The sequence below is a fragment of the Bacillus spongiae genome (assembly GCF_037120725.1).
GTDB classification, from domain to species: Bacteria; Bacillota; Bacilli; order Bacillales; family Bacillaceae_K; genus Bacillus_CI; species Bacillus_CI spongiae.
Map to the genome: position 1 here is coordinate 231181 of NZ_JBBAXC010000003.1, position 14597 is coordinate 245777.

The 14597-nt window shown below is 37.6% G+C and carries 14 protein-coding genes; 7 read left to right on the plus strand and 7 right to left on the minus strand.

The window, feature by feature from the left end; translation table 11 throughout:
• Nucleotides 1-181 precede the first annotated feature (181 nt).
• The 4 genes from WAK64_RS05360 (at nucleotide 182) to WAK64_RS05375 (ending at nucleotide 9291) form a co-directional block, all read left to right on the plus strand.
• Nucleotides 182-1126: a phosphotransferase gene (locus WAK64_RS05360; RefSeq protein WP_336586014.1), complete on the plus strand. Its 945-nt coding sequence runs from the start codon at nucleotides 182-184 to the stop codon at nucleotides 1124-1126.
• Nucleotides 1127-1495: 369 nt separating this feature from the next.
• Nucleotides 1496-4975 carry a helicase-exonuclease AddAB subunit AddB gene (gene addB / locus WAK64_RS05365; protein WP_336585915.1) on the plus strand — a complete coding sequence of 1160 codons (3480 nt, stop codon included), beginning with the start codon at nucleotides 1496-1498 and terminating at the stop codon, nucleotides 4973-4975.
• Entirely contained in the window at nucleotides 4968-8699 is a 3732-nt protein-coding gene (gene addA, locus WAK64_RS05370; protein WP_336585916.1) for a helicase-exonuclease AddAB subunit AddA, read from the plus strand. The genes addB and addA overlap by 8 nt, the downstream gene beginning before the upstream one ends.
• 133 nt (nucleotides 8700-8832) lie before the next feature.
• Nucleotides 8833-9291, plus strand: coding sequence for a MarR family winged helix-turn-helix transcriptional regulator (locus WAK64_RS05375; protein ID WP_336585917.1), 459 nt, complete (start codon nucleotides 8833-8835; stop codon nucleotides 9289-9291).
• 96 nt (nucleotides 9292-9387) lie between these two features.
• On the opposite strand, the gene WAK64_RS05380 is transcribed toward WAK64_RS05375, so the two are convergent.
• Genes WAK64_RS05380 through WAK64_RS05405 form a run of 6 tightly spaced genes read right to left on the minus strand, consistent with a single transcriptional unit; the run spans nucleotide 9388 to nucleotide 11304 of the window.
• Nucleotides 9388-9606 carry a spore germination protein gene (locus WAK64_RS05380; protein ID WP_336585918.1) on the minus strand — a complete coding sequence of 73 codons (219 nt, stop codon included), beginning with the start codon at nucleotides 9604-9606 and terminating at the stop codon, nucleotides 9388-9390.
• A gap of 59 nt (nucleotides 9607-9665) precedes the next feature.
• On the minus strand, nucleotides 9666-10040 hold the full coding sequence (locus tag WAK64_RS05385; protein ID WP_336585919.1) for a spore germination protein GerPE: 375 nt from the start codon (nucleotides 10038-10040) through the stop codon (nucleotides 9666-9668).
• Between the two features lie 2 nt (nucleotides 10041-10042).
• Nucleotides 10043-10222 carry a spore gernimation protein GerPD gene (locus tag WAK64_RS05390; RefSeq protein WP_336585920.1) on the minus strand — a complete coding sequence of 60 codons (180 nt, stop codon included), beginning with the start codon at nucleotides 10220-10222 and terminating at the stop codon, nucleotides 10043-10045.
• Complete coding sequence (gene gerPC, locus WAK64_RS05395; RefSeq protein ID WP_336585921.1) at nucleotides 10197-10829, minus strand: spore germination protein GerPC; 633 nt, start codon at nucleotides 10827-10829, stop codon at nucleotides 10197-10199. The genes WAK64_RS05390 and gerPC overlap by 26 nt, the downstream gene beginning before the upstream one ends.
• A 22-nt stretch (nucleotides 10830-10851) precedes the next feature.
• Nucleotides 10852-11070 carry a spore germination protein GerPB gene (locus tag WAK64_RS05400; protein WP_336585922.1) on the minus strand — a complete coding sequence of 73 codons (219 nt, stop codon included), beginning with the start codon at nucleotides 11068-11070 and terminating at the stop codon, nucleotides 10852-10854.
• Nucleotides 11071-11082: 12 nt separating this feature from the next.
• Nucleotides 11083-11304 carry a spore germination protein gene (locus WAK64_RS05405; RefSeq protein WP_336586015.1) on the minus strand — a complete coding sequence of 74 codons (222 nt, stop codon included), beginning with the start codon at nucleotides 11302-11304 and terminating at the stop codon, nucleotides 11083-11085.
• Between the two features lie 149 nt (nucleotides 11305-11453).
• On the opposite strand from WAK64_RS05405, the gene WAK64_RS05410 reads away from it, so the two are divergent.
• From WAK64_RS05410 to WAK64_RS05420, 3 genes are all read left to right on the plus strand, one after another.
• Nucleotides 11454-12638, plus strand: coding sequence for a DUF418 domain-containing protein (locus tag WAK64_RS05410; protein WP_336586016.1), 1185 nt, complete (start codon nucleotides 11454-11456; stop codon nucleotides 12636-12638).
• 14 nt (nucleotides 12639-12652) lie between these two features.
• The gene (locus WAK64_RS05415) at nucleotides 12653-13552 is read left to right on the plus strand and encodes a fumarylacetoacetate hydrolase family protein (protein ID WP_336585923.1); all 900 of its coding nucleotides are present in this window, start codon (nucleotides 12653-12655) and stop codon (nucleotides 13550-13552) included.
• A gap of 81 nt (nucleotides 13553-13633) precedes the next feature.
• Nucleotides 13634-13993 carry a YisL family protein gene (locus tag WAK64_RS05420; protein WP_336585924.1) on the plus strand — a complete coding sequence of 120 codons (360 nt, stop codon included), beginning with the start codon at nucleotides 13634-13636 and terminating at the stop codon, nucleotides 13991-13993.
• 30 nt (nucleotides 13994-14023) lie between these two features.
• On the opposite strand, the gene WAK64_RS05425 is transcribed toward WAK64_RS05420, so the two are convergent.
• Nucleotides 14024-14584 (minus strand): DUF2777 domain-containing protein, encoded by a 561-nt coding sequence (locus WAK64_RS05425; protein WP_336585925.1) that lies wholly within the window; start codon nucleotides 14582-14584, stop codon nucleotides 14024-14026.
• Between the last annotated feature and the right edge of the window lie 13 nt (nucleotides 14585-14597).

Consider the following 14597-nt stretch of genomic DNA (forward strand, 5'->3'; position numbering starts at 1 on the left):
TTCTTTTTTCATTGAAAAAGCTAACTAGACGCTATATTACTTATACTTTCGTAGGCATTTATTAAAGCTGATCCTTGATATGTATTGCCCAAAGGGATGTAAAGTAGGTCCTGTTCGAAGTTCGAAAAGCTAACGGGACATAGATACAGTAATTCTTTGGAGGAGAAGAGTGGTGAATAAGATGAAGCTGACACTTGAAGCCGAAAGATGGATAAAGAGAGAAGTAGAAAATGTTAAGGCAATACCAACCGCTACAATGGAAGAGATAAAGGCAACCGATTTAACAGTCATCCAAAAAATATCCACGAATAAAGGAACTTTCTATTATAAAGACAGTGGAACAATAGCTAAATTTGAAGGGAAATTAGCGCACCATTTGCATTCGTTTTATTCAGATAAATCAGTTGAAGTAACAGCATTCCATCCGGCTAAACCGTGGTTGTTGATGAAGGAACTACAAGGGCAGCCATTACGAGAAGTGAAGGATAAGAAGGTATGGAAGCAAGCACTTCAAGAATATGCTGAGCTGCAGGTGAATGAAACGAAACATGTGGAACAGCTGATTCAACTAGGAGTTCCAGACCGCCGGTTACCAATACTTAAAAGAGAGATTCAATCAAATCTAAACGAGATGTGTCAAACCGGACTAAGTCATGAGAAAACGGTGACCATTATGAACATTCAAGAAGAGCTATTAGAGATGTGTGACAAGATAGAAGGAATTGTCCCCTGTTCTTTGGATCATGGAGATTTACATTCAGGGAATATTCAATTAGTGGAGGGAAAACCCATCTTTTTTGACTGGGGAGATGCAGCAGTAACACATCCATTTTTTAGTACAAGGGTATTTTGGAATGTTCTTCATGAGTGGGCTCAGTATGATTCAGAATGGCTAACGATTATAAATGAATTTAGACCGAGCTATTTAGAACCATGGACGAAATTTGCGCCGATGAAGGAGCTAGAAGAAATATTGAAGATTTCAGATCAACTAGCTTGTGTATACAGAGGATTAGGGTGGCTTCTATATATTAATCGATATAGAGCAAACATTGAAGAATCGGAGCAAAGGCCTGCACAGTGGCTAGAAGTTTTGTTAGAACATCGTGAATTAGTTAATAGTTAAAGAAGTCAATGTTCACGAAGTTTATATATGTAAGAGATAATAAGCGAAACTACCATTTATTTTGTCTCATTTAAATTGAATATGACTTCAAATGAGATTCCTTGTAGTGTAAAATCAAGGGATTAACTAGTATTGCATGTCATCTTTACTATGAACTTTGAAGTTATAGAACCTGCTGGTTGTATTCGTTTTTCAATGTACTAAAAGAAGCGGACGCAGAGTAGTAAGATGTGAAGCAGTATGGAAAATAAAATGAGCAATGATATTAGTAGAATCTTATAGAACGGTAGGAGCGTCCTTTTTATAGGGCGCCTTTGTTTCATATTTTATCGATTACACTATACATATGAAAGAAGAAGGAGTGAGAGGATGGCGGTTCAGTTTATTGTTGGCCGTTCCGGTAGTGGGAAAACATTTAAGATACTGGAAGAAGTTCGTCATAGTCTTAGAACAAACCCGAATGGAAAACCAATTATCTATTTGGTTCCTGATCAAATGACGTTTTTATCTGAGTATGCACTCGTAACATCCCCTGAGTTAAAAGGAATGATTCGGGCACAAGTGTATAGCTTTACTCGTCTAGCTTGGCGTATTCTACAAGAGACAGGTGGTATGGGGCGATATCATCTTACCAATGTAGGTTTAAATATGCTGATTCGAAAAATTATCGATGAAAAAAAGGATGAACTCACGCTATTTAAGAAGGCCTCAGATAAAATAGGCTTTGTTGGGCATGTTGAACAAATGGTAACCGAATTTCGTCGATATTGTATCTCACCTGAAGAGTTAGTTCAGAAAACCTCTACTGAATCAAGTAAAGCGTTACAGGATAAATTACATGATTTAGAGTTGATTTACAAAGCTTTTGAGGAGTCTGTTGTTGGTAAATATATTGATACAGAGGATTATTTTCAATTACTGTCTGAAGCCATCGATCAATCATCCTATATTCAATCAGCAGATGTTTACATAGATGGTTTCCATAGCTTTACTCCTCAAGAGTATATGGTCATACAGAAGCTAATGAAAAATTGTGAGAATGTAACGGTGGCGTTAACGATAGATCGGGCTACTCATCGAGCGGGTGGTCAAACGAAATCCCTTTTCCGAATGACAGAAGAGACATACGATGTACTTGACAATATAACGAAAGAATTAGGTATTACAAGACAAGATGATATCGTGTTAAAGGAATCTGAGCGATACAACCATCACAGTATTGAACATATTGAAGAGTATTGGGAAGACCGTCCAGCTGTTCCATTTATCGGAGAAACGGCCATCAAGTTAATTGAGGCCTCCAATCGACGTGCAGAAGTGGAGGGGGTCGCTAGAGAAATTCGCCGGCTAACTCGTGAGGAAGGTTATCGTTATAAAGAAATAACGGTCTTAGTCCGAAACAGTGCTGAATATCAAAGCATAATGGAAACAATATTCTATGATAATGAAATCCCATATTTCATTGATCAGAAACGAACAATGCTGAATCATCCATTAATTGAACTGATTCGTTCCACTCTAGATATTATGAATACGCATTGGCGTTATGAACCTGTATTTCGTGCTGTCAAAACAGACCTTCTATTTCCGCTTGACCGCAATGCCTCACAGCTTCGTGAGCAGATGGATCGCTTGGAGAATTATGTACTTGCCTATGGCATAAAAGGAGATGCGTGGTTAAAGAAGGATCGCTGGAAATACCGTCGCTTTCGTGGATTAGAGCTCACGTCGGTCGCTCAAACAGATGAAGAAAAACAAATTGAGCATGAAATTAATGAATTACGACTATTCATCGCTGCTCCAATTCTTCGCTTTTTCCGTCGCTTAAAGAAGAAGGCAACAGTGAGAGAATTGTGTGAGGTGCTCTATTTATACTTAGACGAGCTCGATATCCCTGATAAGTTGGAGCGACTTGCACAAAGGGCTGAAGAAAAAGGAAATCTTGTAGTCGCTCGTGAGCATAACCAGGCATGGAATGGGGTAATGGACTTGCTCGATCAGTATGTAGAAATTCTCGGGGAAGAAGAAGTCACGCTCAAAAAATTCACTTCCATTCTTGAAGCTGGAATTGAATCAATGAAATTCTCCCTCGTTCCACCAGCCATTGATCAAGTAATCGTTGCAAATTTAGAGCTTTCTCGTTTAGCGGATATTCGTACAGCTTTTGTGTTAGGTGTTAATGACGGTGTCCTTCCAGCAAAAATTCCAGAGGAAGGCGTGTTGTCTGACGAAGATCGTGAAGTGTTAATCTCTTCTGGAATGAACATCGCACCGAGTAGCAAAACGAAGCTTGAGGATGAGGAATTTATTGCTTACAAAGCGTTCACATCACCATCAGAACGATTATATGTATCTTATCCAATTGCAAACGAAGAAGGGAAAGCATTGTTACCGTCCCCATATATAAAAAAGTTTCAAGACATGTTCCCAGAGGTGAACAAAGAATTTCTCGTTCAAGAACCATCTGAGCTTACTGCAGAAGAGCAAATGCAATACATTTCTCACCCGAACGTCACCATTTCGTATTTGACTGCACAGTTGCAACTGAAGCTACGAGCGTACCCTGTTTCAGATATGTGGTGGGAAGTATACAATTATTACATGAAAGATAAGACTAGAAAGGTGAGTGCAAAGCATATTTTATCTAGTCTGTTTTATCAAAATCGTGTAAAACGATTAACGAAAGAAACGAGCGAAGCGCTATACGGTGAAACAATTTTAGCGTCTGTTTCACGCATGGAATTATTCCATAGCTGTCCATTTTCTCATTATGCTTCACACGGCTTAAAACTTCGTGAAAGAGAAGTTTTTCGTCTGGAAGCACCAGATATTGGTGAGATGTTTCATGGGGCTCTTAAATGGATTGCTGATGTCATTAACACGGAGAGAAAAGCATGGTCTGACTTATCAAAGGATGAATGTTTAAAGCTTGCAAAAGCAGCGGTCGAGTTTATTGCACCTAAGCTACAAAATCAAATATTATTAAGCTCGAATCGTCATCATTATATTAAAAGAAAATTAGAAAATATTATTGGACGAGCATCGATGATATTAAGTGAGCATGCTAGGGTAAGTGGTTTTTCACCTGTTGGACTTGAGCTTGGATTCGGTCCCAATGCAGAACTCCCTCCATTTGCTCTAACATTAACTAATGGAACCAAGATGCAGCTTCAAGGGAGAATCGATCGAGTTGATAAAGCAGTTGATGATTCAGGAACATATTTACGTATTATTGATTACAAGTCCAGCATCAAAGAGCTTGATTTCACCGAAATGTATTATGGATTGTCCCTACAAATGCTCACTTATTTAGATGTCCTTCTAGAGCATTCTAAAACGTTGGTTGGAACTGAGGCCAACCCAGCAGGGGTTTTATACTTCCATGTACATAACCCACTTGTAAGCAGCAAAAAACGGCTAACACAAGGTCAGATTGAAGAAGAGATATTTAAGAAATTTAAGATGAATGGCTTGGTTCTCAGTAATCCAGAAATTGTGAAGTTGATGGACGGTACACTTGAGAACGGAAACTCGAATATTATCTCTGCAGGGTTAAAAAAGGATGGTTCATTAACGTCAAGGTCAAAAGTTGCATCTTCACAGGATTTTGATGTAATGAGAAAATATGTCCGAAATAAATATCGAGAGTCTGGTCAACAAATTATTACTGGAAATGTGGAAATTACACCTTATAAACTGAATGATCGAACTCCATGTCAATTTTGTTCTTATCGGTCGGTTTGTCAATTTGACCAATCGCTTAAGGATAACGATTACAAAGTTTTAACACCACAAAAAAATGATGAAATTATTGCGTGTATGAAAGAGGAGGTCTTGGCTGATGAGTAAAGCCGCGGTTCCAACAAAGCCAGATAATGTTATTTGGACAGAAGACCAATGGAAAGCCATTTGGTCAAAAAATCAAGATGTGCTAGTTGCTGCTGCTGCTGGATCGGGAAAAACGGCTGTACTTGTTGAACGTATTATTCAGAGGCTACTCTCTGAGGAAGACCGAATGAATGTCGATGAATTACTCGTTGTCACGTTTACGAATGCAGCAGCAGCTGAAATGAGGCACCGAATTGGGGAGGCATTAGAAAGGGAGATTGAACAAAACCCGTCATCGGATCGAATTCGAAAGCAGCTGCATTTATTAAATAAAGCGTCTATCTCAACGCTCCATTCCTTTTGCTTAGAGGTCATTCGTAAGTATTATTATTTAATTGATATTGATCCGAGCTTCAGGATTGCTGATGATATAGAAGGAGAGTTGCTTCGTGACGAAGTGATGGATGAGCTATTTGAAGATGAGTATGGAAAAGAGGAAAATGGGGCGTTTTATACGTTAGTTGATACGTTTACAAACGACCGAAGCGATATCACACTTCAAGAAATGGTAAGGGAGCTCTATTTATTCTCGCGTTCTCACCCTACACCAGAGAAATGGTTAGATGATATCGTAACATTATATGACGTTAATGAACATGTCGATCAAGTTCAACAGTTACCTTTTTTTAATGTGATAAAAAGAGAAATTCGTTTAAGTTTAGAAGGGGCAAGAGCAGCTTATGAGCGCGGAATGGAATTAACAAGGGAATCAGATGGCCCTGCTCCGTACGGAGAGAATTTTCAACAAGACATGGATATTGTGGAGGGGTTAAGCCAGTCATTAAATACTTCGTGGGAGGAGCTGTACGTCCGTTTTCAAGAGCTGAAATTTTCTCGGTTAAAGCCTTGTAGAGGAGAGGAGTATTCCACGAAGAAAATAGATGAAGCGAAAGCGTTGCGTGCACAAGGGAAAAAGTTAATTGAAAAAATAGCTGAGGAATTCTTTTCTAGACAACCTGAAAGTCTTTTGAAAGACTTAAGAGAAATGAAGCCTATTATTCTTTCATTAGCGAATCTTGTAAAAGAGTTTTCTTTGCGTTTTCAAAATGTAAAATTGGAGCGAGGATTAGTTGATTTTTCAGATCTCGAGCATTTCACCCTTGAGATTTTACTTAATGAAGGAGCACCGTCTGATGCTGCCATATCTTATCGGCGTCAGTTCAAGGAGGTGCTTGTTGACGAGTATCAAGATACGAATATGGTACAAGAAACTATTATTTCTTTAATAACGAAAGATGGTGAAGAACAAGGAAACCTTTTCATGGTAGGAGATGTAAAGCAGTCTATTTATCGCTTTCGTTTAGCAGAGCCGAATTTATTCTTAAGTAAATATAATCGGTTTTCCTCCAACGAGGCACGTACAGGTCTCAAAATCGATTTATCTCAAAATTTTCGTAGTCGCAAAGAAGTATTATCGGGGACAAATTTTTTATTTAAACAGATTATGGGAGTGGAAGTGGGAGAAATCCATTATGATGAGGAAGCAGAATTAAAAATAGGAGCGGACTATCCTAAGGAGGAAGAATATCCGGTAGAGCTCGCGTTGATCGATCTTGATGAAAAAAACGAGGAAAATGTAAATGAAGGGGTCGAATTTAATAAGCTAGAGCTTGAAAAATCACAACTTGAGGCTCGATATATGGCAAGGAAAGTGAAGGAACTCATTGATAGTCAATCCGTTATTTATGATAGCAAGAAGAAAAATTATCGACCAATTCAATATCGTGATATTGTCATTCTTCTACGCTCCATGCCGTGGGCACCAGAAATTATGGAAGAATTTAAAGCTGAGAATATTCCGATATATGCAAACCTCTCCACTGGTTATTTTGATGCAGTAGAAGTATCGATGATGGTTTCATTGTTAAAAGTAATCGACAATCCGTATCAAGATATTCCGCTTGCTTCAGTACTTCGTTCACCAATCGTTGGAATGGACGAGGAGGAACTAGCAGCCATTCGGATTTATTCCCGGTCAGGCTCCTTTTATGAAGCTGCCCAACAGTTTTTGAATAAAGCATCGAAAGAAGAAAGTGCTTTTGGAAAACTTCAACTATTTTTTGAGTGTTTGACTAAATGGAGAACGAGCGCGAGACAGGGTGCCTTATCCGATTTAATTTGGCAGTTGTATCGTGATACAAAATTTTATGATTTCGTCGGTGGAATGCCAGGTGGAAAACAACGTCAAGCTAACTTACGAGCTTTATACGATCGTGCCCGATCATATGAAGAGACATCTTTCCGTGGGCTATTCCGATTTCTTAGGTTTGTGGAAAAAATGCGTGAACGAGGAGACGATTTAGGGACTGCTAGGGCATTGAGCGAACAAGAGGATGTAGTCCGCTTAATGACCATCCATTCTAGTAAAGGCTTAGAATTTCCAGTTGTGTTTATAGCGGGCTTGTCAAAGCAATTTAACTTAATGGATTTGAATCGGCCTTACCTCTTAGATAAAGAATATGGATTTGGAACGAAGTACGTAAATGCTGAAAAACGCATTTCCTATCCATCTATTGCTCAATTGGCATTAAAGCGTAAAAAACGGATGGAAACGATAGCCGAAGAAATGCGTGTTTTGTATGTTGCTTTAACCAGGGCAAAGGAAAAGCTATATTTAGTTGCCACAATGAAAGATTTGGAAAAGAGTATACTAAAATGGAAAACGGCTCTTCAGCAAACGGATTGGCTACTTAGTGATTTTGAACGAGCAAATGCAATTAGTTATATTGACTGGTTAGGCCCCTCCCTTGTCCGACACAGAACATGTGAATTTATGCATGAGGGTCAACTTGAACAAAGTAAGGTCTCTCCGAACATTATTAACCACCCATCTTGCTGGAAGGTAACTTTTTTTCCGAAGGGTGATTTTAGTGACGGATCAAGCTTGTTAGATGAGGGTGAGCAAGAATGGAAGGAAATTGTTCAAAAAGGACAACCTGTAGAATTTGAATCGAGTACTAAAGAGGAAATTGAGCATCGATTAAACTGGCTTTATCCTTATAAAGAGGCTGTGACAACAAAATCGAAGCAGTCTGTATCTGAAATCAAAAAAATGTTCCAAATGTCAGACGAAGCATCTGGTGGGGATCTCTTAAATCAAATTCAAAGGCCAATCATGCAACGACCTAAATTTTTACAGGAAAAAGCGCTTTCGCCTGCAGAAAGAGGGACAGTAATGCATACTGTAATGCAGCATATATCACTATCGATGGAGCCGACTGAGCAAAGTATTACGGCATTGTTAGAAAGGCTAAATCAAAAAGAAATTTTATCATTGGAGCAGGTAGAAGTAGTAGAAATAGAGAAAATCGTTGCCTTCTTCGCTACACCAATTGGTCAAAGATTACTTCGAGCAAAGCGCGTTCAGCGTGAAGTACCATTTAGCTTAGGGGTGCGCGCGCAAGAAATATACCCTCATTCAACAGATGAAGAAGAAGTTATTCTTGTCCAAGGAATCATGGACTGTTTGTTTGAAGAGGAGGATGGACTTATACTGATAGATTATAAAACAGATAATATTACGGAACGTTATCAAGGAGATTTTTTAAAGGCTTTGCCGACCCTAAAAGAGCGCTATGATACTCAACTAAAGTTGTATGAAAAAGCGGTTGAGGAAATTATGGGAGTGGAGCTTAAAGCAAAATATTTATATTTCTTTGATGGGGGTCATGAACTTAAAATGTAGTGAATTCTTTTTAAGTTGTTTATAGAGTGATTATTGCTTTTTTGTTGTATGTCTTATCGAACTAGGATAATATTTAGTTTAGTTATCCTTACAGTAAAATGAAGGTTACTAAGATTTTGTAGGAGGGAATAGTATGTATCAGGGAGATGAACAAAGTCAACTTGATTTAAAGCTTTTCCTAGTTTTGAGAAAAGCATCTCAAGCGGTATTTGCGAATGCGGGAAGGGATATGATAAACAAGGGAATTACTCATGAGCAATTTATGATTCTCGAGCTTATTTACAATAAAGGACCACATCCTATCCAAAAAATTAGTGAAAAGTTTTCTATTCCTAGCGGGAGTATTACTTACGTTGTGGATAAGTTAGAGAAAAAAGGATTCATTAAACGAGAGCAAAGTCCTCGTGATCGCAGAGCTTCAAATGTAGTTCTTACCCAAAAAGGACAAGAGTTATTTGATGAAATTTTCCCTAGTCACGTAGAAGCAATATCTAAAAATTTTGCTTCTATTGCTAATGAAGAAAAGCAGTTTTTAATTGATAAGTTAAAAGAAATAGGACATACTGCTAAATATCTCCAAATAGAAGATTGAACTGATTAGGAGCTAGAAATTATTTTCTAGCTCCTAATTTGTGTAATCAATAAAAATAACTTGGATTCCCACTTCGAAAACTGTCCTCTCAGTTGTTTAATTATTTCCAACAATCGGCTGATCAACTCCGTCAGCATCAAGGGTAGAAGTGATACTAAATCCATTAAAGGTCACGATAAATGGTCCAGTATTAAAGGCTCCAGAACCAGCGAATGATTTACTACTAGTTTTAGGAGAAATGACAACAGCATCACCAAATTGTACACTTCCTCCACCTACGTTTAATATTTGAACAGGACCAACTATAGCAGGCATACGAAACATCCTTTATAAAAATAGATTCACTTTATCCTATGATTGAAGCAAAATTCTGTTCATTCTTCTTTATTTTCAAGTTGACGTATATGTTTTATTCTTGATTCAAGCCGAACGTCTCCTATGTTTCCTATATGAATAATTCCTACGGTAGATGCCCCAATTACGTCAATGACTCCGACCCGAATGGCAGGGGTTAAGTCAATTTTAGAAAACTCCGTCGGTATTGGTGCGGATAGAAAAGGAATCGGCTCATTAAAAACTCTAAATTGAGATAAATGGTCCCCTTCATTGCCAAAAAAACATTCTTTTTCTCGTTGAACAGCAAGAACCCTAGCGTTTCCGTTAAGGTATTGCGTGTCCCCAGCTTGCACGAGGGATGAAAAAACAATTGACCTTACTTTGACACCATCGACAAACGAGTATCTACTCATCATTAACCTTTTGGAGCAATTGGCACAAACGGACCAATAATTAAAGATTCAGGTGGAGTATCAAAAGTTGATGCTAGTTGGATTGTATTTGCATCCCCTACTAATATCATCGAAGAACTGGCAACACCTGATACTCTCATATTACGTACATTGAGGTCACGATTGATGACTTGGAGGTTCATTTCCATCATCCTTTCTGTTCATTCCGGAGGGCATTTGTGAAATAAAAGCGAATACAGCTTGATGAATATCATTTTTTAATTTATAGAAAATTTTATCGTACGCTCCTTGAGGATTTCCTTTTTCATAAGCAGAGGCAGGGAAGGTTTGTAAATAAAAATCAACTCGTTGAGGGAGTTGCTTTTCTAGATCTCCTCGGATTAAATCATAGTAGGAGGAATCTAACGTTCGCTGTAGTTGCGTTTCTGTGTCTTGAATCAATGCGATTAAACCATCTTGTAAATAGTGTTGGATGCTCTCAATTAACTGTTGGCGTAGTTCTTTATTTTCAATAACCTCTGCACTTGCATTTGCCTGGTTGACAGCAAGTTCCTCAATCCCACTTAAGTCATTTGGGTTCATTCCAATATTTAATGTCCCTTCAAGTGTATCCACTTTTAATTGGTCAAATTTGTATTCAATTTTTTCTACGTTCATCATTGGCTTTTCCTTCAATTCGTTTACTTCAACTTGTAGGTCGTTTAGCATGTCTTCAAGTTGTTTGATTTTTACATTTTGTGCTTCGATGTATTTCATCACTTGTTGCCAGTTCGATGGAGTTTGATACATGCTTTCACCTCTTTTTAGAATACTAGGAAATAGACAACGGCACGAATGTCCCTTCCTCTTGGAATTCTTGAATTCCATTTTTCTCAGCTAATGGGGCAGGTTTAATAAAACCACCAGTATTAAATAAGTTTGAAGCTGCCTGGATGGAACCAGATGTGCCAATTTGTAAAACGGACGAATTGGATACACTGCCAATTCTTAAAGTATGGATTTGAATGGTTTGTTGTACATAAATGTTCATAAAATATCACACTCACAATGTAAAAGTTATAGGTTGATCCACTCCATCTGTATCATTTACATTAGTATTAGAAAGTTCATTGTAAACTTGAAGACCATCTCCTGTAATAAAGGATCCAGCTCCAGAAAATGTCTTTGCTACTGCTTTCGGTTGAAGTTGGAAAACATCTCCTATGTGTACAATACCACTTGAGCTGACCGTGACTACTTGAATGATCCCAACAAATCCTGGCATCATTATTCACACCCTTTATGTTGCATATATGTTAGCCTATGAAATAGGTGAAAAAACGTGACTATAGCCTAATAGGTGAAAAATGTTAGAATAAAAGGGAAAATGGTTTTGAAGAAAAAGAGAAAGGTAGAGGAAGATTATTGACAAGTATGAGACCGATTGAAGAAACGGCCCGAATTGATTCCTTAGATATGATCAGGGGGATTTCTCTCTTGGGGATTTTTCTTATTAATATGATGTCATTTCATTCTCCATTTATGTATTACAATCCATACCAATGGTGGAGTGAATCAGGAGAGAGCTCTCTCTATATGTTTTTGGATATTTTTGTCCAAGCAAGTTTTTACCCCCTTTTTGCAATGGTCTTCGGTTACGGACTAGTGATTCAAAGAGAACGTTCACTTGAACGAGGAGTTTCTTTCCTTCCGTTAGGATTTAGAAGGTTATGCGTGTTACTCGGATTTGGGATTATTCACGCTTTTCTAATTTGGTCTGGGGATATTTTAATTAATTACGCTTTATTTGGCATGATTTTATTAGTCATGTTGAGATGGTCAGGGAAGATACTTTTGATTTTAGGAATAGTATTATTTTTCATTCCTCAGTTATTAATTAGTGGGTTATTTTTATTATCGTACTTTGTTGAACCTAATCAAATGCTTTATTTTACGGATATGAAAGCGGTCGAAAACGCTGTTACTGCTTATTCAACAGGCAGCTTTATGGATATTTTTTCGCAGCGCTACAAAGACTGGTTCTTAGTAAATGGACCGATGAACTTACCATTTTTATTGCTGTCTATATTGCCGATGATGATGATTGGAGCGGGCGCTTCTAAATTAAATATGCTCCAAAGAGCACGAGCAATGAAAAGAGTATGGGTGGCCATTTTGATTGTTACGTTAACAATCGGGATTGGAATTAAAGCACTGCCATTTTTAATCGAAGCAAATTATTCATTTGCCATTATTCAAGACTTACTTGGAGGTCCTTTTTTATCTGTTGCATACGCAGCTATTATTGTTTTATTAAGTATGAACAATGTAATGAATAAAATACTACGTCCTTTTGCAAAAGCTGGGAAAATGTCACTGACAATATATTTATCTCAATCTATTATCGGTACATTTATTTTTTATTCTTACGGTCTTGGTTTATACGGAGAGGTAACGCTAATTACAGGGGCATGGCTTGTAGTAGGGATATTCTTGATTCAAGTTATTTTAGCTGAAATATGGCTTTCACGTTTCCAGTATGGCCCAATGGAGAAGCTTTGGAGGACCTTAACGTATGGAAGTACTAAACGTAGGCTAAATAACGAACAAACAAAGTAAGGAGGGCTAGTGAAATGAAGTTCGTAACCTATCAAAAAGATAATGTGGAATCAATTGGTATTGTATATGAATCTAGAATGATAAGTTTGAAGTCCCTGGAGAAAATATATGCAAAAGAAGGTTTTTATCCTTCAGAGCTCATTGCGATGATTACTTCTTTCGATTATTTTCGACCATTTCTAGAACGTCATCTACATCAAGTGAAAGCAGATAGAAAGGAAGAAGAGGTTACATTATCAAGAGAGGAAGTAAGAGTATTAGCTCCTATTCCAACTCCTCGAAAAAATATTATGTGTGTTGGGAAAAATTATCGTGATCATGCGATTGAAATGGGTAGTGCTGCTGATATTCCGGCGGACTTAATTGTGTTTACAAAGTCTCCGTCTTCAGTGGTAGGGCATCTTCATCCCGTTAACTCTCATTCAACTATTACAAGTCAGCTTGATTATGAAGGAGAACTGGCGGTTATTATTGGCCGAAAAGGGAGCAATATATCACATAATCAAGCACTAGATTACGTGTTTGGGTACACAATTATGAATGATATTACTGCTCGGGACTTACAGAAAAAACATAAACAATTTTTTATAGGGAAAAGCTTAGACACATTTTGCCCGATGGGTCCTGTAGTTGTGACAAAGGATGAAATGAATCATCCAGAAGAACTGTTTATTAAAACCGAGGTAAATGGACATCTTCGTCAGCTTTCTAATACAAAGCATTTGATTTTTCCTATTCAAGAAATTATTTCGACATTATCTCAAGGAATGACTTTAGAGCCGGGTGATATTATTGCGACCGGTACCCCTGCTGGAGTGGGAAAAGGAATGAATCCACCTAGTTATTTAAAAAATGGTGATAAAGTGACGGTTACAATTGAAGGAATTGGCGAGTTAACAAATATTATAGAATAATAAGAGGCTTGTCCTTTTATCCAGTTGAAAATCTATGGTAAGATAAGATAGGAATTTTTTATGTGAAATGGAGGTCTTTAAATGGTAAATCAAACGCACGCACATATTACAACATGGGTAATAGCACTTATTTTGTTTTTTGTAGCCTTTGCCCTGCATCGAAGTGGTAAAGCACAGGGTATGAAAGTAGTTCATATGGTATTACGCTTGTTCTACTTACTCATTATTATAACTGGTGGAGTATTATTTATTAACCATCAAACTATTCAACCAGCAGTGTATGGCATGAAGATGCTCGTAGGGTTATTGGTGATTGGGATGATGGAAATGGTATTAGTACGTCTGACTAAAAACAAATCTACAAGAATAGCTTGGATTTTATTTGTAGTCTCCTTTATCGCTGCATTGTACCTTGGATATGTTGGGAAATTAGGATTTTAATGAATAAAAAGCTGCCATTTGGCAGCTTTTTTATTCAAACCTTTCAATAATGATTCGCTTTCCAGTACTTTTTGTAAATTCAAACCGGTCACGTTGTTTTTGATAATAACTGAAATGATGCTGAACACCACAGATTTCATCTCCATTATCGAAGGTAATAAAATTGACTCCCTGCCGAACTTTCCTTTCCTCTAAAAATGAGAGGTGGTTATGGCAGAAGATGCAGTCATAAATGGAGAATTGGAGAGAATTGAGAGTGGTGATAAACTGAAGGAAAGCATCATCATTTAATTCATCTAACAACATTTCTAAGGAAAGAGTTAAATTTTTTCGAATCCTTACAGAATCATTTTCACGGAGCGAAAATGATTCAGCTTGAAATTTGAGCTCTCCATTTTCTTGTAATATTCCCCGTTTCCAATGGCCGTGGTAATAGACTTCAATCTCATGACTCGTAAAAAAATCTAACATAGTGGCTTCGTCGCTCTCATCATCAAAAAAGACCCATTGGTTATTCATATACTCTACAGTACCTGTTATATAGGCTCGAGACTGCCCTTCTAATAACAAAGTTCGGTGATGGTTCTCCAATAATTCCCCTCCT